This is a genomic window from Mesorhizobium sp. M0491, assembly GCF_040321265.1.
Taxonomy (GTDB): Bacteria; Pseudomonadota; Alphaproteobacteria; order Rhizobiales; family Rhizobiaceae; genus Mesorhizobium.
In genome coordinates this window covers 37,182-61,378 of the sequence record NZ_JAMYRE010000002.1, presented here as the reverse complement: position 1 = coordinate 61,378, position 24,197 = coordinate 37,182, and the positions used below count along the sequence as shown (strand labels likewise).

Genomic DNA, 24,197 nt, shown 5'->3' with positions numbered 1-24,197 from the left:
TTTTCGCAAGACTTGATGGGGCGACTACTCGCTCGCTTCTCGTCCGGATACCTGCTCGATCAGGATCCGAAAGAAAACGTGCGGTGCACTGTCGGCTGTGGGTGGAACGACGGGCTTGAGCGCGCCAGGTTCCCACCAGTCGGAGTGCTTGCTCAAGACCGACCAGGCATGATCTCGCTCAAGCTTGTGGCCGATCCGGTCAGGCAGTTCTTCGTATCGGCCATCAACAACGACGCTTCTCCATCCTCGACCCTGGCCATGTTCGTCAACCTGGACGGACACCAGTGGATTGGCACGCATCCATTCGATCTTTTTTCCCGGCATTGAAAACGCGTAAAGATGAGCATCCGAATGGGCGTAATGGAAGGGCACGACGTAGGGCTGCCCATCCTTTGCGCATGCCAGGCGGCCCACGCGATTGGCCGTCAGAATTTTCGTGCATTCCGAGGCAGAAAGCTCGCGGACCAGCATGACGTGATCTCCTATTTCTCTCGGTTGTTCCGTGTCATGGATTTCGTGGCTGCTTTTGAAGCAGGGCCGGTGGAGTGTTGCCCACTTCGGTGTGGCCCGGCCGTTTGCGACTGAACAGTCTCGCCCATCGCAGCGACGACGTCGCCGTCCGAAAGCTGAGGAAAGCGTAAGTAGTGGTAGCTCAGCGCACGGAACTGCCCTGGCTGAACAAGGCAAACCACACGATCGGCTTCTCGTGCCAATTCAGCGGCCGTCTCCTGCGGTGAAACAGGAACAGCCACGATGATTTCCCTCGGTGATCGGCGCCTGAGGGCGCGGATCGCGATTTTCATGGTCGTACCGGTAGCGGCCCCATCATCGACGATGATCGCGGTCCTTCCCGCGATCGACATCGGTTTGTTCTTACCTCGATAGGCAATGCGCCGACGTTCCAGTTCGGGACGTTCTTTGGCAATCAAGACACGTAGCGCGTCTTCGTCGAGTGAATAGGTCTCGACAATCTCACGGTTCAATACGACCTCTCCAGGGTCACCATCGACGATTGCGGCAACAGCCAGCTCGGCATTGCCGGGGGCGCCCACCTTGCGGACGATAAGCAGATCAAGAGGAGCGTGGAGGGCTTTGGCCACTTCTACTGCGACGGGCACCCCGCCACGCGGCAATGCCAGTACGATGGGTTGATGCAGTTGGAGCTTGCTCAGTTCCAGGCCAAGCTTCACTCCAGCGTCTTCCCTGTCGCGGAACATGCGTCAATCCACCGGCCACAATTTTCTAAGCGACTTCTTCATCGAGTTTCTGACCTGCACGATCTCGCCATGTGAAATATGGCGGTCGAGAAGCTTGAACACCGCGTTGATCGCGACATCGAAATCGATCTCCTCATCGTAGCCGAAACTGTTTCTGACGCTGAGAACAAAGTCGCGCTTCGTGCGCTCGCGCGCAGGCACCGAGGGGTTCCAGCCTTCGAAATAGATGCCGCGAACCAAAACAGGCAGTTGCGCCGAAAGATCGGCCATTTCCGCTGGCGACAACCAGTCCCGCACCGTGTGCAGAACGGATCGCAGGAGGCGGCACGCGCTCGGTTCGCTCCAGCAAAGATCCTTGGCAAGCTCCTTGACCCACTGCTGCGCCTGCTGGCCAGCGTGCGTGAAGTCAGCGAAGGACGTGTGGGAAATATGACCCATGGCGATGCTCCTCGAAGATTTGAACTTCATTCTCGGTCATCGAAAAGCTTTGAGCATTGAGCAGGATCAAATCGCTCAAGAGTGTGCTGCCCCGCTTCTTTTTAACGGTCGCCTCGATTAACTCGAGGAGCCGCCCCGGCTGGTAAAGGGGACGAAGACCGCTTGGGCAGACGGCGGGTTTCAGCCGCCGGATTTCTGCACCAGCAGGGGAACGATCCGATCGCTTTTCGCGACCGAAGGCCGTCCTGCCGAGCCATAGGGAATGCCGAGCGCATCCCAGGTCTCCACCAGCGCGTCCTGCAGTTCGGCGATCAGCGCGTCGGAATGGAACGGCGTCGGCGTGATGCGCAGCCGCTCGGTGCCGCGCGGCACGGTCGGGTAGTTGATCGGCTGGATGTAGATGCCGTGCACGCCAAGCAGGCGGTCGCTCGCCATCTTGCAGAGTTCCGGATCGCCGACCAGCAGCGGCACGATGTGCGTTGGTGATTCCATCACCGGCAGGCCGGCGGCGGAGAGGATCTGCTTGGTTCGGTTTGCCTGCTGCTGCTGCGCATCGCGCTCGGCCTGCGAGCGCTTGAGATGGCGGATCGACGTGGTCGCGGCAGCGGCGATCGCCGGCGGCAGCGCCGTGGTGAAGATGAAGCCCGGCGCATAGGAGCGCACGGCATCGATAACAGCGCTGGTGCCGGTGATGTAGCCGCCCAGCGTACCGAACGCCTTGGCCAGCGTGCCTTCGATGATATCGATGCGGTCGGCCAGGCCTTCGCGCTCGGTGATGCCACCGCCGCGCGGCCCGTACATGCCGACGGCATGGACCTCGTCGATATAGGTCATGGCGTTGTAGCGCTCGGCGAGTTCGACGATCTGCTTGATCGGCGCGATGTCGCCATCCATCGAATAGACGGACTCAAAAACGATCAGCTTGGCGCGTTCGCGACCGGCCGCTTGCAGCAGGCTTTCCAGATGCGCGACGTCATTGTGGCGGAAGATTTTCTTCTCGGCGCCCGAACGGCGCACGCCTTCGATCATCGAGGCATGGTTGAGTTCGTCCGAGATGATCAGGCAATTGGGCAAAAGCCGCGCGATGGTCGAGATCGAGGCTTCGTTGGAGACGAAGCCGGAGGTGAAGACCAGTGCCGCTTCCTTGTCGTGCAGGTCGGCAAGTTCCAGCTCGAGCTCGACCAGCGGGTTGCTGGTGCCGGAAATGTTGCGGGTGCCGCCAGCGCCCGAACCCATCTTCCCCGCCGCATTCTGGAACGCGGCGATGACGTCGGGATGCTGGCCCATGCCGAGATAGTCGTTGGAGCACCAGACGGTGATTTCCTCGGCGCGGCCGTTGGAGCGCCAGATGGCGCGCGGAAACTTGCCTGCGATACGCTCCAGGTCGGCGAAGACGCGGTAGCGACGCTCTGCATGGAGCTGGTCGATCGCTTCCTCGAAGAACCGCTGATAGTTCATGTCGGCTCTCCCTTTGAGCGATTGCAGCTGCCACCGCACGTCTGCGCATTCGGATTTTGATCCAATCGTGCAGGCGGCTCTTGCCAAGGCTTGTCGCGTCGAGGGTATGCCGCGTCGCGATACAGTGTTCGCCACGATTTCTTGCGCCTCGCGTCATAGGCTGCGTTCACCATGGCAAGAATTGGAGATAACCGTTTGTCGGAATTGAAGACCTTGATTCATATCAAACACCAGAGTTCTTGATGACTTTGTGCTCAGTGCGAGATGAACCGATGAATTGATCCGGTCCGCAGAAGTGAGCGCGTGACACCACCGAAGGTTCTTTCCCGGATCCGGCTGTGGCCATAACCACCCAGGACGATGAGATCAGCAGCCATCTCCTGCGAAATTCGACCCAGAACGTCCGCGGGCTCGCAGCAACGAGCATCCAACACTTCCGATCGCGCTTTCACGCCGTGACGTGCCAAAAAATGCTCGACGTCCGCGGTGGTTCCCGAATGCGTGGGGCTCCCTCGGTCCACGGTGGCGATCACAACATCTCGGGCATGAATCAGGAGAGGCATGGCATCGGCGACGGCGCGTCGCGCCTCGCGTGTATCATTCCACGCAATCAAGATGCTATCAGCCTTGATCGGGGCGGTGCCTTTCGCGGCAACGAGAACCGGGCGGCCGGCAGCAAGGATGACACTTGCCGTGTCCAGGGTGCGATGACGGTCGAAAACCAGATTACCGATCGGCGGGCCAGTTATGATCAGGTCGGCAGCGCGTGCGTTGATCGCCAGCTGCCGGCTGGGATTTCCGATTTCGCCGCGCCAGGAGGCGCGGTTGCTGCCGTTGACGGTGCTTAGAAATTCCTCTTCCAAGCAGTTGAGGCGGCCTTCCAACTCCTCCACTTGAGCCCAGATTGCCCTTGCCGCGGCGCAGTCGTCGGTCCCGGTTGGCATGACAAAATGCGGCTCGGCTGCACAAAAGCCGATCAGATCTGCTTCGTGCCGTTGCGCGAGATCCCACGCGATCGCGGTGCGCGGCGCGGCGATGGAATCCACGTCCAGTTGACCCATGATCGTCTTGAAAGCCATCGATGCTGCCCTTCTTCCGGTGAAGCGAGCTGGCCACAAAGATCGAGCCAAGGCCTTGATGCGCATCAAACGCAACGAGATCAAATGGCGCGGTCTTGAGCGTATTCGGCAAAGGTCATGGCTTCATGTTGATCCTGATCAACGACCCGACGGCGAATAGCGATAGCCTTGCCTGCGGACATTTTGCCTGAGCCGCTCACAATGGAGTAACCGATCATGCAAATCCATCTCGATCGATCGCATTTCGGCGTCTCGATGGCGGAAAGCGGCCAAAGGGTCATGCTCGCCGCGGCGTCTAGTCAGGCGCGGTCTTTCAAGGCAATGATGCGCTATCAGATCGAAACGCTCGAGTTTCTGAAAAATCGAATCAAGCAGGATGTGAGGTTGGCCGACGATCTCATCGCCGGCTTCGAATTCAATGACGCCTTCGACGTTTTCAGCGTTTTCGTGCAGAATGCGACATCGGATTATACCAGTGAAGCCGCCAAGGTCGTGGCACTGACCTCGACGCTCGCGCCGGAAACGGCCAAGTGTGCACGCAGGAAGCCAAAACCGTAATCGAGGACGTAGCTGCAAAGACAGTGGCGTAGATCAAAGGGCGGAGGCGCACGGTCATGAAGGTCCTTATCGACAATGACGATTGCAGATGTCGCCACGCAGGCGTTTTCATCGTCGCCGCGGCCTTGTTCGGTTCCATGGTGCCAGCGCTGGCCGATGCGTTGACGGACCATGGCAAGGCATTGGTCGAGCTGAATTGCGCACGCTGTCACGCTGTCGGCAAAACCGACAAGAGCACTCATCCAGACGCGCCAGCCTTCCGCACCTTGTCAAAGCGCTATCCGATTACCGACCTTGAGGAAGCGCTCGCCGAAGGCATCTCGACTGGCCATCCGGACATGCCGCAGTGGGTCGCGAGCCCCGATCAGATTGACGCGATCATCGCCTATATCAGCAGCCTGCAACAGCCGTGAACGATCCCACAGGCACGGCCGGCGGCTGGGTCCGGACCGTTGCACGATCCGACTTCATGTTGGTGGCGGCATCGAGACAGGCAATCGACCTCAGGTCGGTCGAGGCAAGCAAAAGCAGCCACCAAATGAGCTATGGCAACATGCGGTCGGCAGCACGGAAGAATGTGCGCGCATGCGCGATCATCTGCGCTTCGGTGGGGTGATCAACCTTTTCGACACCAACGATGCGTTCCTTCAAGTGGCGGTGGTTGGTGTGTATATGCTTGACCAGCTCATCCTTTGCTGACCCCGGCCCGACGATCAGCCATTCCTGCGACGGCCGCAATGCGCTGACGATTTCTTGGTAGAAGGACTGGTTTTCAGGTGCGCGTTTGCCGTCGCTGGTTCCCGACTTGTTGTGCGTCTGATGATGCGCCAGGCTGGTGGTGAGCTTGATACCCTCGGCGGAGTCGCGGCTGAAGAAAAACACCTTGGCTTCAAGATGATCCAGCCAGACGACAGCGTGTTGGGTGTGCAAAGCAATATGTCCTTGAAGTTGTTGTTGAAATGGATGCGACCGCCCGCTGAGACGTCAAGCCTTTACGATGATTGCAAATCCAGAGTCGCCAGGATCGAGCCGGGTTCGATGACGGGCATTCGTTGTGGCGACAATCGTCGCGCGACCACCTGCCGGCGCAACGATCTCGTGCAGCGCGCCTTCAACTCGAATTTCGGCTATTCGGTCACCCGCCTTGATCGTGTCGCCGCTGGCAATGAACCACTGCTCCAGAATGCCTTCGGGCAGCATGCTCGACGCCCATAGCGTTTCGTCGACCTTGATATACTGCATCGCAATTCTCCTTGTGCAGCTGCAGTGTATCCTCCTCGCCGGCGCGGGCATTGATCCCGATCAAGGCCAAGCAACTGCCTGTTGCGATGTTGATGTCATCAACGTTGTTGGGGCTCTGCGTCCCTCGACCGCCCGGAGAATTTCCCAAGCTCCTTGCTCGACAATTCTAAAAAATGATTCAGATCAAGGTGGAACGCGTTTTTTGCGTTGATCATCTCGCGATGTGGAAGCCAATCCAGAGCGCTCCGTTTGCTCGCAACCTCGAACTCGCCGTCTTCGACGAGGAGGGCGAGCATGCGCTTGTATTTCCTTGCATAAAGGGGGGGCAGGGTTGGAAGAACGCTATCACCGGAGTGCGTGTCGACATCCGCCCAACGCACTGGCGCGCCTGGGAGCAGGGGCAGATGCCGGCAGGGACCGGCGACGCTGTAAGCGACGGTTCTTAGGATTTGGATTCGACGATCAGCGCCATGCGTACGAGATGGGAGAGACTGCCTGCACGCATCTTGCTCATCACATTGGCGCGATGAATCTCGACAGTGCGCGGGCTTATTCCCAGATCATACGCGATCGTCTTGTTTGGCAGACCTGACACTAGCCCATCCAGCACCTGCCGCTCCCGTTCCGACAAAGTCGACAGACGCCCATTGATTTCCGCAGATTGCGGATGCGTCGCGTGCACCTGATGGCGGTTGGCCAGCGCGGACCGTATAGCATCGATCAGCATCTCGTCGTCGAACGGCTTTTCGATAAAATCGGCCGCTCCCTCTTTCATGGCCTGAACAGCGAGCGCCACATCGGCATGGCCCGTCATGACAATGACCGGGAGCGTGTGTCCACGGGCTCTGAGCTGCCGCAGGAACTCTATGCCGTCGATCCCGGGCATGCGCACGTCGGTGACGATACAGCCCTCGAGATTGCCCGACGCCGTCGATAGAAAAGCCGTGGCCGATTCATGCAGGCGTACGGCAAAGTCCGCAGTGCCCAAAAGAAAACCCAGCGACTTGCGGACGTCCACGTCATCGTCGACCACGTGCACCAGATCACTAGCGGCCATTGGTGACCTCATCTTTCTCGACGATGCGCAACGTAAACCGAAAGGCGGTCCCGCCGGTCGGCATTGCCTCGGCCCATATGTGACCGCCATGTGACTCGACGATGGTGCGGCAAATAGAAAGGCCGACGCCCATGCCCTGCTTTTTCGTGGTTACGAATGGCTGGAAAAGTTGTGCGGAAACCTCCGGTGCCAGACCGGCGCCGGTGTCGATGACGCTTACCTCTGCCATACCGTCGTTCCGGGCAACGGTCGTGACTTTCAATTCGCGGCGCGGCGCGTCCTGCATGGCCTCAACCGCGTTGCGCATCAGATTGAGAAGAACCTGCTGAATCTGGATGCGGTCGGTCAAGACCAGTTCGGCGGCAGGGTCAAGCTTGTAGCTGACGAGGACATTTATCTCCCTGGCGCCAACCAGGGCCAGGGACGAAGCTTCCTCGATCAGCGCGGGCAGTCGTTCGATCTGACGCTCGCTTTCGCCCCTTGCAACAAAATCCCTCAGATGACGAATGACGTCGCCTGCCCGCAGCGCCTGCTCAGCGGCCTTTTCCACGGCATCCCGCAGCATGGGCGCGTTCTCTTCCTTGCTCTTCTCGAGCAGCCGACGACTGCCCTTCAGGTAGTTCGTAATGGCTGTCAGGGGCTGGTTAATCTCATGTGCAAGCGTTGAGGCCATTTCGCCGAGTGCGGTGAACCGCGCCATGTGCAGCAGTTCCTGCTGCTGCTCCTGGATTCTTGCTTCTGCCCGGTGGCGTTCGGTCAGGTCGCGGCAAAAACCAGTAAAGAAGCGCCCGGTTCCGGGATGCATCTCGCCGACGGAAAGCTCCATCGGGAAGGTCGAGCCATCCTTACGCGTCCCAGTGACGGTGCGGCCGAGACCGATAATCCGGCGCTCTCCAGTCGTCAGGTAGCGAAGCAGATAGGCATCATGCTCGTCGCGGTAGGGCGAGGGCATCAAGATATTGACGTTCTGGCCTATGACTTCGGCTGACTGATAGCCAAACAGCATTTCGGCGGCGGTGCTGAATGACTGGATGCTGCCCCGCTCGTCGATAACGACCATCGCATCCGGTACCGTGGCCAGGATCGAGCGCAGATGATCCTCGCGCAAGCGAAGCGCGGCGTTGGCGAAAGAAAGCTCGCTAACATCGGCGCCTTCGATGAAGATGGCGGTGATGCGGCCATCGTCACCTTTGATTGGCTGGTAGACGAAATCCAGGATGCGCTCCTGTACCTCCCCGTCGCCGCCGTTGCGCAGTCCGACTTTCACGCCCAAGCCTCTATAAGGCTCGCCTGTGCTGTAAACCTGGTCCAGGGGTTCGAAAAAATCGTGTCCTTCCAGTTCGGGAAAGGCTTCCCGCACGGGCTTTCCCAACACCTGGCGGTCTCCGATCAGCCTTTGGTATGCGGCGTTTGTCAGTTCGAAAATGTGGCCTGGCTCACGCATAAGAGCCATGAAGCCCGGAGCCTGGTCGAACATTTGGGACAGCAGTGATTTCAGGGTCGTCTCGCCGGCCGACAATATAGGAGCTTCGTCTTGGCTCACCTGAAATCCTTGGGTTCGACACGGCTATTGTTCGGTTTTAACTATCACTTCTGTTCGCGCTCGCAAAACGGATCGAGGCGAATGTTTTCCCATCCAGATGCTTTTAACGGCCTTTGACACGCATCAAGGCATGAGGCGCTCGCGAATGCGATTGATCGCGCATTCCATTGTCTCAGCGAAAGGCGCCCGCAATGTCCTACAAGTCGATCATCGTGAACCTCGCCGTCGATTCATCCCCTTCGCCGATCGTGAAGGTGGGGATCGAACTCGCGGAACGGTTTGGAGCCCGCTTGATCGGCCTGGCGGCGGCGGATGTTCCGCCGCTTGTCGCGACGGGCGATGGCATGGTCTACGAAGGCGAGATCATGCAGATCCAGCGAACGGAAATCGAAAAGCGGCTCGCGGAGCTGCGTGCCGAATTCGAAAGGCTGGTTCCGGATTCCATCACCAGCGAGTGGGGGCAGGCTGTCTGCAGTCCAACCCGCTTCCTCGGAGTGTCGGCCAGAGCCGCCGATCTCATCGTTACCGCGGGCGATACAGGAGACAATGTGTTTCGTGCTGTGGATCTCGGCAGCCTCGCACTTGGGGCTGGCCGGCCGATCCTTGTCACAGGAAGCAATGTCGAGCACGTCCGGGCACAAACGGTACTCGTTGCCTGGAAGGATACCAGAGAAGCACGGCGTGCAATTTCCGACGCATTGCCCATCCTGGCCAAGGCCAGTGAAGTGGTGGTCGTCACCATCGATCCGGAGCGCGACGACAGCATCCGCGACAGTCTCGCCGATGTCGCTGTCTTTCTCGAGCATCATGGCATTTTGCCGCGAACCGAGCTCATCACCAGCCAAGGTGATGGCGACAAGTTGCTGATTTTCGCTCGTTCCATCCATGCGGATCTGATCGTTTCTGGCGCCTACGGCCATAGCCGTTTGCGGGAATGGGCGTTTGGCGGCGTCACCCGCACGCTGCTCGAAGAAAGCGAGATCAATCGCTTCATGTCGTATTGACCGTCTCGCGCGTCGCCGAAAGCGGAATTGACCGGTCTGGCCGAAAGGAACCGCAGTGAAGCCTGTTTCCGCAACGACTGGCGCTGCCGACGAGGAACCCTATTGGTCGATCGAGAGCACTGAGCTTCTGCGGCGCTTACAGTCCTCGGCCTCGGGGCTTGCGGCGTCCGAGGCCGTGTCGCGGCTTGCCAAGTTCGGCCGCAACACGCCGGCTTTGAAATCTGGCACATCGGCCTTGAGCGTGTTTGTCCGCCAGTTCCGTAGCCCGCTTGTCCTTATCCTCATTTTCGCCGCCAGCGTGTCGGCATTCGTCGGTGAGGGTCAGGAGGCTGCGATTATCGGCGCGATCGTACTGGCAAGTTGCGCGCTGAGCTTCACCCAGGAATACGGCGCGTCGCGCGCGACAGAAGCGCTGAAACAACGCATTTCGCGAATGGCTGTCGTGCAGCGTGACGGCGTCGAAACAGCCGTCGCCGCCGAAGATATCGTTCCCGGCGATGTCATCCGGCTCTCGGCCGGAAACCTTATTCCCGCGGACGGGATCATTCTGGAGGCACGCGATTTCAATGTCAGCGAGGCCGTGCTGACCGGCGAAACCTTCCCCGTTGTGAAAGCACCAGGGCTGTCGTCTCGCGAGGCGTCCCTGGCACAGCGCATCAATGCAGTCTTCATGGGCACATCGGTCCGGAGCGGCACCGCAACGGTGCTGGCGGCGGCGACCGGCGTCCACACCGAATTCGCAGCCATCGCCACATCCCTGGAGCGGAAAATTCCCGAGACCGGGTTTGCTCGGGGCATTCGACTGTTCGGGTATCTGATGACCGAGATCATGCTGGCAATTGTGATCATCGTGTTCTTCGCCAATCTGATGCTGCATCGACCGCTGGTTGAATCGCTGCTGTTCTCGTTGGCGCTCGCGGTCGGTCTCACCCCAGAGCTGCTCCCGGCCATCATCAGTGTGACCCTGGCCAGGGGTGCACGCGCCATGGCGGCCAATGGTGTCATCGTGCGCCGTCTCGACGCGATCGAGAACCTGGGCAGTATGGACCTGCTCTGTACCGACAAAACCGGGACGTTGACAGAAGGCGTCATCCATCTCGACGGATGGCTCGATGTCGATGGCAGTCCATGCCCCGACGTGCTGCGTTGGGCGCGTCTCAACGCGACCTTGCAGACCGGACTGAAGAACCCGCTAGACGAAGCGATTGCCAGCGGCGTCCAGGGCGAGGGCGCGTCGTTGGCCGGCTTCGCGAAGGTTGACGAGATCCCCTACGATTTCATCCGGAAGCGGCTATCCGTCGTTGTGCGGACCGAGCAAGCCGAAGAGACCCTGATCACCAAGGGTGCCGTTCAAAATGTCCTCGAAACCTGCGGTTCGGTCCGAATCGGCAAGCGCCTGGAGCCCCTCGATGCGGCGAGCCGGGCGGCGATTGAGGAAAAATTCCGGCGCTGGAGTGCGGATGGCTACCGTGTCCTGGGTGTGGCAATCCGTCGATTTGAAAACCAGAATGCTTTCAGCAGGGAAGATGAAGTCGGTCTCACCTTCGTGGGCTTCCTGATTTTTCTCGATCCGCCAAAGGCTGGCGTAAAGGAGACGCTGGCACAGCTCGCCCGCCGCGGTATCGCGGTCAAGGTCATCTCTGGCGATAACCGGTATGTTGCCGCCCATCTGGCTCAGGCTGTCGGCTTGCGCGCTGACAGGATCATGACTGGCGACGATCTTTCAAAGCTGACGAAGAGCGCTCTGTTCGCCGGCGTCCAGCAAACCGACCTGTTCGTCGAAATCGACCCAAATCAAAAGGAGCGCATCGTTGAGGCATTGCGGACCCGCGGCCACGTCGTCGGTTACCTGGGTGACGGCATCAACGACGCGCCGGCCCTGCATGAGGCCGACATCGGCATTTCCGTCGACAGCGCAGTCGATGTCGCGCGCGAGGCGGCCGACATCATCCTTCTCAAACAGGATCTTGGCGTGCTCGTGCGCGGCGTTGATGATGGCCGCAAAACCTTCGCCAACACGATGAAGTACATCTCCATCACCACAAGTGCCAACTTCGGCAATATGATCAGCATGGCCGTCGCCTCACTGTTTCTGCCTTTCCTGCCGCTCCTCGCGACCCAGATCCTGCTCAACAATTTTCTTTCGGACATTCCTTCGCTTGCCATTGCAAGTGACAATGTCGACGCGGACCAGCTGCGCCGACCGCGCCACTGGGATATTCGTTTCGTGCGGCGATTCATGGTCAGCTTTGGCCTGGTCAGTTCGCTGTTCGATTTTGCGACCTTTGCTTTCCTGCTGTTCTTTGCGCACGCAAGCGCGGCGACGTTCCAGACTGGATGGTTTGTCGAGTCCCTGCTCACGGAACTCGCCATTGTGCTCATCGTGCGGACCCACCAGGCGGTGTGGGCGAGCCGCCCAAGCGTATTGCTTGCGGTGTTGACGTTCGTGGTAGCGATCGTCTCAATCGTCTTGCCCTATGTTCCCCTTGCGGCCTGGTTCGGCTTCGTGCCGCTGCCATGGCCCGTACTTGCCGGCCTCGTCGCGATCACTGGACTCTACCTCGTCGTTTCGGAAGCAACCAAACGCTGGTTTTTCGCGCATGAGAGCCGCGTTTCAAGCGAGCAGAAGCCTAGGCAGGGCATGGGCGGCAAGAGCATGTCGCGCCACGCGTTCCAGCAATGATGCTGGGACATTGGGGGCAATGTCCAGCAATGGCACCTTGTCGATTTGTCCGCCGCGTCCGTTGATCGAGCAGCAGCAACGACCTTCGAGGCAAAAAAGTCTGGCGACGGAGGCACCCGCCAATTTGCGCTAACGCAAAGAACCTCCGTCTTGGAATCGGTAGTTTCCTGGCAACGGGCGAACGGTCGAGCCTTGGTATTGGGCCGCTTCGGTGCAGCATTTGGCGCTGTGTTGGGGGGCAGGTCGTGGAAAAATCGATCGGCACTGACTGATGGCGAGCGTGCCTGCAAAGGGAAGGAATACAGACATGAAACGAGAGTCTCGGAGGCACGACGTGATCGAAGAGTGGCCGAACCTTGTTTTCAGTTCGGAAGCAGCAAGTGGCGCAAAGGAAGGCAATTCCCTGCTGCCCATGCTCATTGCCGGGCTCGCGCTGATTGTCGTCGGCGGGATCGTCGTGATGGCGTTTGTGTAGAAAGGGCAAGCTTACAGTTCGGCATTCAAACACTATCCAACCTCCACGACCGCCGGCGCCAGGCGTCGATCTGGATTGGTCGCAACAGGATGTATGCATGGACGGGACACAACACGGTAAATCAACAGCCATCGTCGACGGCGTCCAGCTGCCAACGGTTCTTGACGAGGAGATGATCCAGAGGGTCGTCCACGGCTTCTACGAAGAAATCCGTCACGATATCCTGCTGGGCCCCATATTCAACACCGCGATAGCCGAGGATGCGTGGCCTACTCATCTGGCGAAGATGTGTGATTTCTGGTCCGCCACACTGCTGCGGACCTCCCGCTACGCTGGTCGGCCATTGCCGCCGCACCTGGCTATTGCGGGCCTTGGCGAGATGCACTTCCGGCGTTGGCTTTCCCTGTTTCGCGCCGTTGTGAAGCGCGTTTGCCCGCCCGAAGTGGCGGCGATTTTCATCGCACGCGCCTTGCGCATCGCGCACAGCTTTCGCCTTGCTGTCGCATTCAACAGGGGCGAAGACACAATCCAGGTCGAACCGATTCTCGAGGGCAGTCTCTGAAGCTGCCTGTTGATCGAGATCAATGTCACGGGCTGCTGGCCGCGCAATGATCGCCAAGCCAGGAGCACATGCCATGAGTTTTCTCGACTACCTCATTTCAAGCGACGCCAGGACGGCCTTGATGGGCCGCATGATGCAAAGGCTCGGCGTCGACAGGCAACTGAAGGTCGTGGCGGATCATGGAGCCGTGATCAATCGAGCGGTGGACCGCTGCCGCTCCTGCGGCCATCAGGACGAATGCATGACCTGGCTCGATGAACACGAGCATGCCAGCGAGCCGCCGGACTACTGCCGCAACCGAGACCTGATTGCACGGCTGCAACACGTATCTGGCGAAGGATAGTAGCTCCAACATCGGCACGCGGCTGCTCGACTTCGCGGATCCTCATCATGGTCTTGATCGCGGTTGACGTCGCCGGTCGTAGCGACCAAGCGTGACTTGCCTGCCGTTTGAGCGCCACAGTGCGTCCGGGTGCGCAAGGGCAGCGCTCCACCCACATGGGAAGAACCACAATGTTCTGGGTCATGGCTGCAATCCTTACGCTAGGTTCCAGCATGGCGGTTCTCTTGCCTCTGGCCGGCGGCATGAAAGGGATTGCGCCCGCAGGCGATCACGACCTTGAAGTCTATCGCGACCAGCTTGCCGAACTCGACCGCGACGTCGGGCGCGGCCTGATCCGTGCCATCGATGCCGGCGAGGCGCGTGCCGAGATCGGCCGCCGCATCCTGCGCCTCGGCCCAGCCGCTCAGCCGGGGGCTGACAATGCGCAGCTGTCGCTGGCGGCAAAACTGATCGCCACGGTCGCCGTGCTGGCGGTGCCGCTGGTCAGTTGGGGTCTCTACGGCGCGTTGGGGTCACCGGACCTGCCCTCGCAGCCGCTTGCCGAGAGGCTTGGCAAGAACCCTGCGGCCACCTCGGTCGACGAGTTGGTTGCCCGCGCCGAGGCGCATCTCGCCGCCAAGCCCCTTGACGGCAAGGGTTGGGACGTCCTGGCGCCAGTCTATGTGCGCATGCAGCGCTTCCCTGACGCGGTGATCGCCTATCGCAATGCCATTCGACTCGATGGCGAAAGTGCCAGCCGGGAAACCGGTCTCGGCGAAGCGGTGGCGGGTGCCGCCGGCGGAGTGGTTTCGGCCGAGGCGCAAGAAGCTTTCGAGGCCGCGTTGAAAATGGACCCTGAAGACCCGAAGGCGCGGTTCTATCTGGCGATGGCTCTGGCGCAGGAAGGCCGTACGGCTGAGGCGGCGACGGCCCTGCAAGGCATGCAGGCCACATTGCCGGCCGGCTCGCCCTGGAGCATCGCCGTCGCGCGGGCACTCGCCGAGAAGGAGGCCATGCCACCAGTGCCAGGGTCCACGACGGCTGCGATCGACGCGGCGCAGTCGATGCCGCCGCAGGACAGGCAGGCGATGATCGAAACCATGGTCGTTGGCCTTGACGAGAAGCTCAGACAAAACCCGCGTGATGGCGAAGGCTGGATGAAGCTTGTTCGCTCCTATGTCGTGCTGGGCAAAACCGGTCAGGCAAGGGACGCGCTCAACCGCAGCATTGCTGTTTTCGGGGTCGATAGTGACGAAGCCAGGAAATTCACCGCCTTTGCCGCCTCACTCGGCGTGACGGTGCCGGAGTAGAACCTGTCATGACGCGCAAGCAGAAGCGATTGTCGGTGATCGCTGGCGGGCTGGCTTTCATGGCCGCCGCCACCAGGTTGACCTTCTACGCGCTTGGCCAGAAGGCGTCCTATTTCTACATGCCGGCGGACCTGACCCTCGCCAGCACACAGCCCGGCCAGCGCATCAGGTTGGGCGGACTGGTCGAGAAGGGCACCGTCACGCGCGGGGAGGGCGCTACTGTCGCCTTCTCGGTGACCGATACGCAGAAGTCGGTCAAGGTCACCTATGTCGGCATCCTGCCTGACCTGTTCCGCGAGGAGCAGGGCGTCATCACCGAGGGCACTTTCGGTCCGGACAGCGTCTTCGTCGCAGACAGTGTGCTGGCGAAGCACGACGAGCGCTATATGCCCAAGGATGTGGCCGATGGGCTCAAGGCCAAGGGTGTCTGGCAGGAGAGCAAGGGTAAGTAGCAAGTTTCGCGTTTGCTGAAACCACTGCGCGGCATGCGAGCGACCCCCAATCGATCGCGGTTAGGGGTTCGGACGACGACCCGGTTTTGCACCGATAGCGCCGTGCGTTCTGGACGCTCTGGTCAAAGGCTCAGGAAACAAGAAGCACGGATACTGGGTCGGCGCAAAAAAGATTGTCCTTCACGGCTTTGACGCCGGGTACGTTTTCCGCGACGACAATGGCTGCCTGGCGTTCGCGTTCGTCGAATATGGCGCCGCTCAGTTCCACCGCCCCGTCTTCAACGGTGACATTGATCAAGTCATTGCCGGCCCACTTCTGCGTAGCAAGGTCGGCAATGATGTTCTGACGTATCTGCTCGTCATCGATGACTGCAGGGACCCGGTCCGGAAGGACGCTGAGCAATGCCCGCAGAAGATCGGAGCGTGTGATGATGCCGACGAGTTTCCCGCCGTCGAGGACTGGCATGCGTTTGACGTGGTGACGTGTCATGAGCTCGACGACCTCGCCGAGCGATGCGGAAGGGGATGCCGTGACGACATCTTGCGACATCACCTCCTCAATCCGTCGGCCATAGGCATGGACATATTCATCGGCAGCCTTTCCGGGGCTGACGAGAAATTCCAGCCAACGCGGGCGTCTGCGCTGCGTGCCAAGTTCTCCCCGGCGCAGGAAATCACCTTCGCTGACGATTCCCACCAGCATGCCGTCGCTGCGAATGACAGGCAAGCCGCTGATCTTTTTGGAGAGCATCAGCTCGGCCGCCTCGGCGATCGATGCGGATGGGTCGATGCCAACGACCGGCATGGTCATTATCGCGTCGGCTTGCATGTTCGTTCTCCGGAGTTACTCCAATCTCCGGTCTCTTCTAGACGTCACGTGCATGAAATACCTTGATCTGAATCATTTCGCCATCGAGGCGAATGGTCCAAAGCTGGTACCGCGAATGACAGGCGCGTGCCGGTTAACCAGTGATCGCGGTCTTGGCAACATTCACGCCGAGTTCATAGACCAGCAGTCCACCATAGTAGGCCGTCGCAGTCACCAGCATCGCCCCGCCGACTTCAACCAAGGGAATGGCAATTGTCAGTCCCCGAAACGCCTGATTCCGAATCCAGAACGCAACCCTCACCAGTCCCCACAGCAAGAAGGCGAAAGCGGTGACACCTCCCAGGCTCTCGTGGATCTCCGCTATACCGCTGCTGAAGCCGGCCGCTTCGGCGTGATCCAAAGCGAGACCGCCGAAGAACCAGGTCCCAATGGCGAACAAACCAGCTGCGAGCGCCACGAATGTGGAGATGGTTCCTGCGCCCGTTTTTCGCGTCACGGCGCTGCCGCCGGCCAGTGCCACAAGGTCGATGACAACAAGCGTGTAGATCAAAACAATGGGAAAATGGACAAGGATGGGATGGATATGCTGAACCGCAATCACGAAAATCTCCTGGGATTGGAAAAAAGAATTTGAAAGTAAGGCTTTGCTGACGATATTTGCGAGTCTGGTTTAATGACTCGCCCTGAACTGCGGACGAAAAATCTAGTCGTCTTCGTCGATCTCATCGTCATGGCCGCCGCCGCACCGATCGTCATCACCCTTGATGGTTTTTGGGGCAGTGGAGGCGTCCTGCATGGGGATGGCCTGCAGATCGATCGGGCCGGACGGGACAACAGACGATGACGCCCCACATGATCCTTCGTCCGATTCAGCGGCCGCCGGGAGGGCAAAGATCGTGAGGCTTGCAAGTGCTGCAAGGACAAGCATGGAATTGCGCATGGTCTCGTATCCTTCTCGGCGCGGCCATGATTGGACGCGATATTGCCTTGATAGGGATCCTTTGCTTGCTGTGGGCTGAGGATGACTGACAGCGGATTGAAAGCTTCGACGTGCGACATGCCTTGCTGATGAAGAGCCGATGGAAGCGTGTGGCGATGCTGGGTCTAGCTGGACTTGTCCTGGCCACGCCCGTCACTGGCCGTGCCGACGAGGACGATGACGGCGACCATGACCGGGCGCGGGATCTCTATGAGCACGGCGAAATCAAGGGCCTTGCCAACATACTTGACGTTGTCCGCGCCAAGGCTCCCGGCGATGTTGTTGCGGTCGATCTTATCCGCAAGGCCGACAGATGGGTCTATCGGTTTCAGGTCGTCGGTACCGATGGGCGGCGAAAGACCGTCGACGTCGACGCCGGCGCCGGTGTCATCATGCGCGACGGAGGGGGTGACTGATGAAGATCCTCCTCGCCGAAGACGAGCCCCGTATCGCTGCCGATATCGCGACCGCCCTCAAGGCATCCGGAATGGCCGTCGATATCGTAAAGGATGGTGAAGCTGCCTGGTTCGCAGGCGATGTCGAGAATTATGATGCCGCCATTCTGGATCTCGGATTGCCCAAGCTCGATGGTCTTACGGTCTTGAAGCGCTGGCGGGCCAATGAGCGCAAGTTTCCGGTTCTCATCCTGACCGCGAGAGGCATGTGGACCGAACGCGTGGACGGGATCAATTCCGGTGCTGACGACTATCTTCCCAAACCATTTGAAATGGAGGAACTGCTCGCTCGGTTGCGAGCAATCCTGCGTCGCTCGGCCGGGCAGGCCGCACCCGTGTTGAGGTCCGGACCGTTGCTCTTGGACACGCGCCAGATGCGCATTTCGCTGCGCGGCATTCCCATTGCGCTTTCGCCGCTGGAATACCGGTTACTGGCTTTTCTGATGCACCACGCCGGCCGGGTGGTGGCGCCGACCGAGCTTGCCGAGCATTTGTACGATTCAGGGAACGACCGCGATCCGAACACGATCGAGGTGATCGTCGCGCGCCTGCGTCGCAAGCTCGGGAGTGGCGTCATCGAGACGCGGCGCGGATTCGGGTATCTGATGCCCGACGATTCCCGCTGATGGGCAACTCGATCCGTTTCAGGCTCTGGTTGGCGGCAACGATCTCGATCCTTGTTGCTCTTGCCGTCGCCGGTGTCGGACTGCGCTATCTGTTCGAGTTGAATGTCGAACGGCGCGTTGTCAGCGAGCTGACAGTCGACCTGAACGACCTTATCGGCGCGACCAATTTCGCCGCCGATGGCCGTCTTTCGGTCCAGGCGACCCTGGCCGACCCACGTTTCTCCATTCCCTTTTCCGGCCACTACTGGCAGGTGCAGGATGCTGGTTCCGGCAATCTTGTCCGCTCGCGTTCATTGTGGGACGCGACGCTTGCCTTGCCTGATCGCGCAACCAATGGCGAGCTCCAGGAGATCAAGGAATTCAAGGGGCCACAAGGCGAGCTCACCATCGCCGTCGAGCGCACGATCATCGACGCCAGCGGCCGATCGTTTCGCGCCGTCGTGGCGGAAGACCATCAAACGGTGAAGGAATCCGTCGACGGGTATGTCCGCGACCTTGCGCCAGCCCTCATTCTGCTTGCCATTGCTCTCATGGCGGCCTTCTTCATCCAGATCACCGTCGGTCTCGCGCCTCTGGAAACCTTGCGGGTCTCGGTCAGAAACGTGATTGCACAACGAACGGCACGGCTTGAGGTGGCGGCACCAAGCGAAGTCCAACCGCTCGCGGACGAAATCAATCGCCTTCTTGATGCCCAGGTGAAGGCACTTGCGCGAGCCCGATCGCGCGCCACCGATCTGGCGCATGGTCTCAAGACACCGCTGCAAGTCCTGTCGGCCGATATCCGTGCGTTGAGAAAAAAAGGCGAAACGGAGTTGGCCGATGAGATCGAGAAGAGCGCCGCTGCGATCCGGCGCCATGTCGAGCGGGAGCTCGCCCGCGCCCGCCTCGCGCCCGGCGTCTCCGGCAAGGCATCCTGCCTTGTGTCGGACGTCGCGGCTGGCGTCATTGCCGTCGTCAAGCGGACGCCAAGCAGCAAGCGGCTTTCATTCAAGATAGACGTTGCGGAAGATGCGACGGCGCCAATCGACGAAGGCGATCTGTCCGAGATCCTCGGCAATCTGGTCGAGAACGCCGCCCGCTACGCAAAATCGTCAGTCCGTGTCGGTGCATCCGCCGCCGCAGGCGAGGTGGTTGTCACCGTCGCCGATGATGGCCCAGGTATACCGGATGCCGATCGGGAGTCCGCCTTATCACGCGGAGTCCAGCTCGACAGCAAGGGCGGCAGCAGCGGTCTTGGCCTGGCCATCGTATCCGATATCGTCGAAGCCTATGGCGGACGCCTTGCCGTGGCTAACGCCGATCCGGGTCTGGTCGTGACCATCTCGTTGCCGCGACACAGTTGAGCCTGCTTCAGGCAAAACCCGGGAAATAGTCGACCTTTATCTTCGAGCGGCGGACGCCCATGGCCAGCAGTTTCTGGCGCAGCGCCTTGACCATCGCCTGCGGGCCGGAAATGTAGAAGGTGCGCTCGAGGTAGTCGGGTATGGCCAGACGTATCAGGCGCTCGTCGATGTATCCGGGATATTGCCCGCGCTCGCCACCGCGCGCCACAGCGTGGATCGTCTTGACACCAAGTTCCTGCCTGGCCGCGCCGAGCACGTCGCGATAGGCGATGTCCTGCTGGCCTTCGGTTCCGTAGAGGACGACGATCGGCCGCCGCTCCTTGCGGTCGAGGAGATATTGCAGCATCGAGCGGAACGGCGTGATGCCGATGCCTCCGGCCAGGAACGCGATCTTGGTTTCACGCCGGGCGGGCAGCGTGAAGTTGCCGGCCAGTTGCGCGGCATGGATCGTGCTGCCTGGCTTCATGGTCATCAGCTCGCGCTTGAAGGCACTTGATTGCGGATAGAACTTGACGCCGAGGCGGACTGTTTCCTCCGTCGGCGCCGATGCAACTGTGAAATAGCGGCGGTTGCCGCGATTGTCGGCACGATCGAGGCCAAGCGTCCATTCGAGATACTGGCCGGCCTCAAAGGCGAGTTTGCGCGGCGACCGGAAGACGAAGTCAAAGCTGTCGACGGCCGATTGCTCAATGCGTTCTAGAGTCAGCACGAAACGTCCCTTGGGGCCTGCCGCATAGGCAAACAGGTTGCCGGCAAGCAGCGCCAGTTCCGGCGTGAAATAGAACGAGCCGATATGGATGTTGGGCGCGAACAGAAAGCCGACGATGGCGGCAAAGGCGATACGCGACCAACGCATCGTTGGTGCGGTCAGCGGCTCGGTCAGCATCACAAAGGCAAAGAACAGCAGAGGCGACGAACCCAGTGTCTCCGCTAGCGCGGTCCGGTACTGCGACGGGTCCGTGGTTGCCAGAATGGTCGCCAGCGCCACGACAACGAAGGCCGAGACAAGATCAAGCCGGCGCAGTTTCCGGACAATGAGCATGCCACCGACGAGCACGAGAGGAAGCAACGGCAGATTGCCGCCGACCCACCAGGTAGCAGGTTGGTCAAGCAGCAGCGCGGACAGCGCCACGCCCAGCGCAGCCGGATTGAAAAGATGCTTCCTACCGATGGCGAGAATGAATTTGGATGAAATCGCCCAGACTGACGCGAATGCCACCGCCGTAATCCCCTTTATGTCCGTGACCGCTACCGGATCGAGGATAAGCGCCAAGATGAGTGCGGTAATGTAGACGGACTCGTTGTTGGCCGGGACTGCGAACACATGCGCAAAGAGCCTGTTGGTGAGCCAGCAGGCCGCCATCGCCAAAGCAGTCGTGAAGGCGAGTGCAATCGGATCATGTGGCACGAGCTTGACGAAGCCGAGCACGAACGCCGCGCCGACCAGTGCCATCAGATAGTAGAGGACCAGCCTGTACATCGTCATATGATCGAGGAATCGGTCGATGGTCTTGATCATGGCAGGCAAAGGGCTCCGAACCCGGTTGTCGGTGTGGCGCGGCCATTGGTGTCGATGACATACCCTTCGAGGCCAGGCGTCTGCTCGATGAAGAGAATGCCGTCCCGCCCCATGGCGAAGGCCGCGGTGGCGAAACGATCGGCTTCGAGCACATCCGCACCGACGACGGTCAGGCTGACGATGTCCTGGATCGGACTGCCAATTCCATGCGGATTGTAAATGTGTTGTCCGCGGACATAGGTGCCGGAGGTTGCGACGCCGCAACCGCGGGGATAGACGATCTTTACGATCTCGTCCGCATTAAAGGGATTGCGGATGCCGACGCTCCAGTCATGACCCGATGCATTCTTGCCGCAGGACTGGATATCGCCGCCCGCCTCGATGAAGAAATCACTGATGCCAGCCCGTTGAACAATCCCGGCCGCATTGCGAATGGCCCAGCCCTTGACGATGCCGGAAGGATCGAGCGAACCGTCGGGCTTGCGAATATCGAAGTATCCGTCCGTCTCATTTTTCGTCTGCTTGGCAATGGCCAGCACTTCCATCATCTCGCCGCTCCAGTCGACGACCGGAACGTCGCCGCGGTTGATGGCCGCGATCTCGCTGTCGGCCCGGTACGTGCTGAAGCGCCGGTCGATATGTTCGAAATAGCCGAAGACCGTGTCGATCAGTTCATCGGTCGATGCACCGCCGATGTCGACCGTGATGGGCATGCCCATCAAAATTCGCGTGTCGCGCATGATGCTACGACGACGCTTTCTTCAGTGCGCCACGCAGCGACTGGATGAAAGCCCTGCTGGTTAGCGTCGCGCCCGAAATAATATCGACATTGGCGCTCTGGGCGCCGATCGCTTCGTCGCGCAGCATGGGCAGCGCCTGCCTGTTGATGCTGATGGAGGTGCGGCGGTCGGATGGGTATTTCAGCACTTTCAGCGCCGTAAGCTGCCCGCCCTGTACTAGGGCCTGAATCTGGATGATGCCGTAGTAAGCATCGGCAGTGGGGCCGGTGTAGACGCCATCGGCATAGCCATGTGCGGCGAGCTTCATGCCCACCCGGAAGACACGTGCTGGTGCATCCGGATATGCCGGCCTCGGCTGTGGGACTGGTATGTAAACGGCGGGCGTTACGGCGAATGAAGGTACCGATGGCGCAGGATCGGAGACAGCCGGAGCCACTGGCTGGACGAGTGGCGTTGGTGATGGTTGGGGTGCCACAGGATCCGCTGTCTGCTTGACTGGATCATTTGGTCGTTCGGCGGGAACTGCTATGCCCGCTGTCGTTTCCCGGGCAATAGGGAACCTTGTTTTGAACCGGGGATCGAGGGGCACCGGGGAGGTGGGAGGCACCGGCAAAGCCGCAGCGGATGCGGGCTGTTTTGGTTGCGCTGAAGGCGCTTCGGCTGCGTCGGCCGGCAGCGCTTCGCCGAGCATATCGTTTGCCGGATCCTTGCCGGCCTGATCCCAGACATAAGCGCCCGAGGCGGCGATCACGAAAAGTGACAAGGCAATCTGTTTCATCGGAATGTGTTTCCACGTTGAATCTCGCAGGGCGGGCCATCTGGTCCGTTTCGGAGGCAATATCCCAATCAAGCTGACAACTGGCTGTCAGCCGAGTTCAAGCTGCGAGGACCCGTCCAAGCTCATGGACGACATCAAGTCGATTTGTCATAGATCAAGATATTCGGATAAAGCCCGAGCTAAGAGGCTCTCTCAAGCGAGGTAGCTGCCATGATTGTCGCCAATGAGCCGGCCGGATACACCGCGACGCAAATTCTGCTGCATTGGGTGATCGCCGCGCTGATTGTCGTGCAGCTCGTAATCGGTGAGGACATCAAGCCGGCTTACCGGGCGTTCTCACGCGGCACCAAGCCAGCAGCTGCCGACGTCTTTAACGCGAATATTCATGTCTATGTCGGTTTGGCGGTTCTGGTTCTGGCGATCTGGCGGTTTGCGGTCCGTCTCAAGGTTGGTGTGCCGGCCGCACCGTCCGAAGAAAGCGCGCTGTTAAAGCGGATCGCCGCTGCCGCTCATTTCCTGCTCTACCTGTTCATTTTCGGGATGCCGATTACCGGAGCGCTGGCATGGTACTTCAGCTTTCGAGCGATGGGTGAGATACACGAACTCGCCAAGCCGGTGATCATCATCATTGTCGGCCTTCATGCCGCGGCGGCGCTGTGGCAGCATTTCTATGTGAAATCGGACGTGCTCGTCAGAATGCTGCGACCCGCTGGACGGCGCGTGCCGTGATGCGATGAGCCGCCTGCACAGTGAAAACCATCTTGTATCGCGCATCGGCTGGCTGCGCGCCGCCGTGCTTGGCGCCAATGACGGCATCGTGTCGACGGCCAGCCTGATCGTTGGCGTGGCGGCGGCCAATGCAGCGGCGCCCAACATTCTGGTGGCCGGCGTCGCCGGGTTGGTCGCCGGTGCGATGTCGATGGCGGCCGGCGAATATGTCTCGGTTAGTTCACAGTCCGATACTGAGCGAGCCGACCTCGACCGTGAGCGAGGCGAGTTGGCAACACAGCCAGACTTCGAGCGACAGGAACTTGCGGACATCTATGTCAAGCGTGGTGTGGAGCCGACGCTGGCCTTGCAGGTCGCCGACCAATTGATGGCGAAGGATGCGCTTGGCGCCCACGCGCGCGACGAACTCGGCATTTCGGAAGTGACGACTGCGCGACCAATCCAGGCGGCGCTAGCTTCGGCGGCGGCATTTTCTGTTGGCGCGGCCATGCCGTTGGCAATGGTGCTCGTTTCACCAGCCGCGTGGCTTGCCACAACCGTATCTGTTGCCTCGCTCCTGTTCCTAGGCGTGCTGGGCGCCATTGGCGCCAAAGCTGGCGGCGCCCATGTGCTGAGGGCGACTGTTCGCGTCACTTTCTGGGGGGCATTGGCTATGGCGCTGACCGCCGGCATTGGCGCTGCGGTTGGTACCGCCATCTGATCCGGTTGTCCGGCGTTGATCTCTGTCGATGAGCAACACCCTTCCTCGCGCAAAATAATCCTACTCAGAGAGCGGTTCAGCGCATTTGCTGTGAAGTTG

Annotated in this window: 32 protein-coding genes; 16 read left to right on the top strand and 16 right to left on the bottom strand. The window is 60.2% G+C overall.

Annotation, left to right across the window (positions count from 1 at the left end):
* Positions 1 to 24: 24 nt before the first annotated feature.
* Genes NKI69_RS02230 through NKI69_RS02220 form a run of 3 tightly spaced genes read right to left on the bottom strand, consistent with a single transcriptional unit; the run spans position 25 to position 1,655 of the window.
* A complete protein-coding gene (locus tag NKI69_RS02230) occupies positions 25 to 471 on the bottom strand; it encodes a pyridoxamine 5'-phosphate oxidase family protein (protein WP_352719860.1) in 447 nt (148 codons plus the stop codon).
* 11 nt (positions 472 to 482) lie between these two features.
* Positions 483 to 1,217, bottom strand: coding sequence for a phosphoribosyltransferase (locus NKI69_RS02225; protein WP_352719857.1), 735 nt, complete (start codon positions 1,215 to 1,217; stop codon positions 483 to 485).
* Positions 1,218 to 1,220: 3 nt separating this feature from the next.
* Entirely contained in the window at positions 1,221 to 1,655 is a 435-nt protein-coding gene (locus NKI69_RS02220) for a DUF2267 domain-containing protein (RefSeq protein ID WP_352719855.1), read from the bottom strand.
* Between NKI69_RS02220 and NKI69_RS02215 the strand changes: the two genes are divergently transcribed.
* The gene (locus NKI69_RS02215; protein ID WP_352719853.1) at positions 1,654 to 1,776 is read left to right on the top strand and encodes a hypothetical protein; all 123 of its coding nucleotides are present in this window, start codon (positions 1,654 to 1,656) and stop codon (positions 1,774 to 1,776) included. The two genes, NKI69_RS02220 and NKI69_RS02215, sit on opposite strands and share 2 nt — an antisense overlap.
* 59 nt (positions 1,777 to 1,835) lie before the next feature.
* Here the strand turns inward: NKI69_RS02215 and hemA are convergent, their stop codons facing one another.
* The 3 genes from hemA to NKI69_RS02200 form a co-directional block, all read right to left on the bottom strand.
* Complete coding sequence (gene hemA, locus NKI69_RS02210; protein ID WP_352719850.1) at positions 1,836 to 3,113, bottom strand: 5-aminolevulinate synthase; 1,278 nt, start codon at positions 3,111 to 3,113, stop codon at positions 1,836 to 1,838.
* A gap of 254 nt (positions 3,114 to 3,367) precedes the next feature.
* Positions 3,368 to 4,192, bottom strand: coding sequence for a universal stress protein (locus tag NKI69_RS02205; RefSeq protein WP_352719848.1), 825 nt, complete (start codon positions 4,190 to 4,192; stop codon positions 3,368 to 3,370).
* Positions 4,193 to 4,272: 80 nt separating this feature from the next.
* Positions 4,273 to 4,410 (bottom strand): hypothetical protein, encoded by a 138-nt coding sequence (locus NKI69_RS02200; RefSeq protein ID WP_352719846.1) that lies wholly within the window; start codon positions 4,408 to 4,410, stop codon positions 4,273 to 4,275.
* Between NKI69_RS02200 and NKI69_RS02195 the strand changes: the two genes are divergently transcribed.
* Together NKI69_RS02195 and NKI69_RS02190 are read left to right on the top strand one after the other, a co-directional pair.
* Positions 4,409 to 4,750, top strand: a complete 342-nt coding sequence (locus NKI69_RS02195; RefSeq protein WP_352719845.1) for a phasin family protein — start codon at positions 4,409 to 4,411, stop codon at positions 4,748 to 4,750. The two genes, NKI69_RS02200 and NKI69_RS02195, sit on opposite strands and share 2 nt — an antisense overlap.
* A gap of 137 nt (positions 4,751 to 4,887) precedes the next feature.
* Entirely contained in the window at positions 4,888 to 5,163 is a 276-nt protein-coding gene (locus NKI69_RS02190) for a c-type cytochrome (RefSeq protein WP_352720103.1), read from the top strand.
* 130 nt (positions 5,164 to 5,293) lie between these two features.
* On the opposite strand, the gene NKI69_RS02185 is transcribed toward NKI69_RS02190, so the two are convergent.
* Both NKI69_RS02185 and NKI69_RS02180 read right to left on the bottom strand, forming a co-directional pair.
* Positions 5,294 to 5,680, bottom strand: a complete 387-nt coding sequence (locus tag NKI69_RS02185; protein ID WP_352719843.1) for a translational machinery protein — start codon at positions 5,678 to 5,680, stop codon at positions 5,294 to 5,296.
* Positions 5,681 to 5,734: 54 nt separating this feature from the next.
* On the bottom strand, positions 5,735 to 5,992 hold the full coding sequence (locus NKI69_RS02180; RefSeq protein WP_352719841.1) for a biotin/lipoyl-containing protein: 258 nt from the start codon (positions 5,990 to 5,992) through the stop codon (positions 5,735 to 5,737).
* Between the two features lie 173 nt (positions 5,993 to 6,165).
* Here NKI69_RS02180 and NKI69_RS02175 point away from each other — a divergent pair, with 173 nt between their 5' ends.
* A complete protein-coding gene (locus tag NKI69_RS02175) occupies positions 6,166 to 6,438 on the top strand; it encodes a hypothetical protein (protein ID WP_352719839.1) in 273 nt (90 codons plus the stop codon).
* Here NKI69_RS02175 and fixJ read toward each other — a convergent pair.
* Entirely contained in the window at positions 6,435 to 7,049 is a 615-nt protein-coding gene (fixJ, locus tag NKI69_RS02170; RefSeq protein ID WP_352719836.1) for a response regulator FixJ, read from the bottom strand. The genes NKI69_RS02175 and fixJ overlap by 4 nt on opposite strands.
* Positions 7,039 to 8,592, bottom strand: a complete 1,554-nt coding sequence (locus NKI69_RS02165; RefSeq protein ID WP_352719834.1) for a PAS domain S-box protein — start codon at positions 8,590 to 8,592, stop codon at positions 7,039 to 7,041. The genes fixJ and NKI69_RS02165 overlap by 11 nt, the downstream gene beginning before the upstream one ends.
* 191 nt (positions 8,593 to 8,783) lie before the next feature.
* Between NKI69_RS02165 and NKI69_RS02160 the strand changes: the two genes are divergently transcribed.
* The 7 genes from NKI69_RS02160 to ccmE all read left to right on the top strand — a co-directional run bounded on the left by NKI69_RS02160 (position 8,784) and on the right by ccmE (position 15,400).
* Complete coding sequence (locus NKI69_RS02160) at positions 8,784 to 9,596, top strand: universal stress protein (RefSeq protein ID WP_352719832.1); 813 nt, start codon at positions 8,784 to 8,786, stop codon at positions 9,594 to 9,596.
* Between the two features lie 55 nt (positions 9,597 to 9,651).
* Entirely contained in the window at positions 9,652 to 12,279 is a 2,628-nt protein-coding gene (gene mgtA / locus NKI69_RS02155) for a magnesium-translocating P-type ATPase (protein ID WP_352719830.1), read from the top strand.
* Positions 12,280 to 12,613: 334 nt separating this feature from the next.
* Complete coding sequence (locus NKI69_RS02150) at positions 12,614 to 12,754, top strand: hypothetical protein (protein WP_352719828.1); 141 nt, start codon at positions 12,614 to 12,616, stop codon at positions 12,752 to 12,754.
* A gap of 97 nt (positions 12,755 to 12,851) precedes the next feature.
* Positions 12,852 to 13,316, top strand: coding sequence for a group III truncated hemoglobin (locus tag NKI69_RS02145; protein ID WP_352719826.1), 465 nt, complete (start codon positions 12,852 to 12,854; stop codon positions 13,314 to 13,316).
* 73 nt (positions 13,317 to 13,389) lie between these two features.
* Positions 13,390 to 13,659, top strand: coding sequence for a DUF6455 family protein (locus tag NKI69_RS02140; protein ID WP_352719824.1), 270 nt, complete (start codon positions 13,390 to 13,392; stop codon positions 13,657 to 13,659).
* A gap of 155 nt (positions 13,660 to 13,814) precedes the next feature.
* Positions 13,815 to 14,948 (top strand): c-type cytochrome biogenesis protein CcmI, encoded by a 1,134-nt coding sequence (ccmI, locus tag NKI69_RS02135; RefSeq protein ID WP_502900143.1) that lies wholly within the window; start codon positions 13,815 to 13,817, stop codon positions 14,946 to 14,948.
* Positions 14,949 to 14,956: 8 nt separating this feature from the next.
* Positions 14,957 to 15,400: a cytochrome c maturation protein CcmE gene (ccmE, locus tag NKI69_RS02130; RefSeq protein ID WP_352719820.1), complete on the top strand. Its 444-nt coding sequence runs from the start codon at positions 14,957 to 14,959 to the stop codon at positions 15,398 to 15,400.
* Positions 15,401 to 15,530: 130 nt separating this feature from the next.
* Here the strand turns inward: ccmE and NKI69_RS02125 are convergent, their stop codons facing one another.
* The 3 genes from NKI69_RS02125 to NKI69_RS02115 form a co-directional block, all read right to left on the bottom strand.
* Complete coding sequence (locus NKI69_RS02125) at positions 15,531 to 16,229, bottom strand: CBS domain-containing protein (protein ID WP_352719818.1); 699 nt, start codon at positions 16,227 to 16,229, stop codon at positions 15,531 to 15,533.
* Positions 16,230 to 16,362: 133 nt separating this feature from the next.
* Positions 16,363 to 16,830 (bottom strand): DUF2231 domain-containing protein, encoded by a 468-nt coding sequence (locus tag NKI69_RS02120; protein ID WP_352719816.1) that lies wholly within the window; start codon positions 16,828 to 16,830, stop codon positions 16,363 to 16,365.
* A gap of 102 nt (positions 16,831 to 16,932) precedes the next feature.
* On the bottom strand, positions 16,933 to 17,169 hold the full coding sequence (locus NKI69_RS02115; protein WP_352719814.1) for a hypothetical protein: 237 nt from the start codon (positions 17,167 to 17,169) through the stop codon (positions 16,933 to 16,935).
* A 155-nt stretch (positions 17,170 to 17,324) separates the two neighbouring features.
* Here NKI69_RS02115 and NKI69_RS02110 point away from each other — a divergent pair, with 155 nt between their 5' ends.
* Genes NKI69_RS02110 through NKI69_RS02100 form a run of 3 tightly spaced genes read left to right on the top strand, consistent with a single transcriptional unit; the run spans position 17,325 to position 19,632 of the window.
* A complete protein-coding gene (locus NKI69_RS02110; protein WP_352719812.1) occupies positions 17,325 to 17,624 on the top strand; it encodes a PepSY domain-containing protein in 300 nt (99 codons plus the stop codon).
* Positions 17,624 to 18,289, top strand: coding sequence for a response regulator transcription factor (locus NKI69_RS02105; RefSeq protein WP_352719810.1), 666 nt, complete (start codon positions 17,624 to 17,626; stop codon positions 18,287 to 18,289). The genes NKI69_RS02110 and NKI69_RS02105 overlap by 1 nt, the downstream gene beginning before the upstream one ends.
* A complete protein-coding gene (locus tag NKI69_RS02100; protein ID WP_352719808.1) occupies positions 18,289 to 19,632 on the top strand; it encodes a sensor histidine kinase in 1,344 nt (447 codons plus the stop codon). The genes NKI69_RS02105 and NKI69_RS02100 overlap by 1 nt, the downstream gene beginning before the upstream one ends.
* Positions 19,633 to 19,639: 7 nt before the next feature.
* Here NKI69_RS02100 and NKI69_RS02095 read toward each other — a convergent pair whose 3' ends face one another.
* Genes NKI69_RS02095 through NKI69_RS02085 form a run of 3 tightly spaced genes read right to left on the bottom strand, consistent with a single transcriptional unit; the run spans position 19,640 to position 22,669 of the window.
* Entirely contained in the window at positions 19,640 to 21,151 is a 1,512-nt protein-coding gene (locus NKI69_RS02095; RefSeq protein WP_352719806.1) for an RnfABCDGE type electron transport complex subunit D, read from the bottom strand.
* Complete coding sequence (locus tag NKI69_RS02090; RefSeq protein ID WP_352719804.1) at positions 21,148 to 21,870, bottom strand: FAD:protein FMN transferase; 723 nt, start codon at positions 21,868 to 21,870, stop codon at positions 21,148 to 21,150. The genes NKI69_RS02095 and NKI69_RS02090 overlap by 4 nt, the downstream gene beginning before the upstream one ends.
* A 25-nt stretch (positions 21,871 to 21,895) precedes the next feature.
* On the bottom strand, positions 21,896 to 22,669 hold the full coding sequence (locus NKI69_RS02085; RefSeq protein ID WP_352719802.1) for an FMN-binding protein: 774 nt from the start codon (positions 22,667 to 22,669) through the stop codon (positions 21,896 to 21,898).
* 210 nt (positions 22,670 to 22,879) lie between these two features.
* Here NKI69_RS02085 and NKI69_RS02080 point away from each other — a divergent pair, with 210 nt between their 5' ends.
* Positions 22,880 to 23,398, top strand: coding sequence for a cytochrome b (locus tag NKI69_RS02080; protein WP_352719800.1), 519 nt, complete (start codon positions 22,880 to 22,882; stop codon positions 23,396 to 23,398).
* A 4-nt stretch (positions 23,399 to 23,402) separates the two neighbouring features.
* A complete protein-coding gene (locus NKI69_RS02075) occupies positions 23,403 to 24,098 on the top strand; it encodes a VIT1/CCC1 transporter family protein (RefSeq protein WP_352719799.1) in 696 nt (231 codons plus the stop codon).
* Positions 24,099 to 24,197: the final 99 nt, after the last annotated feature.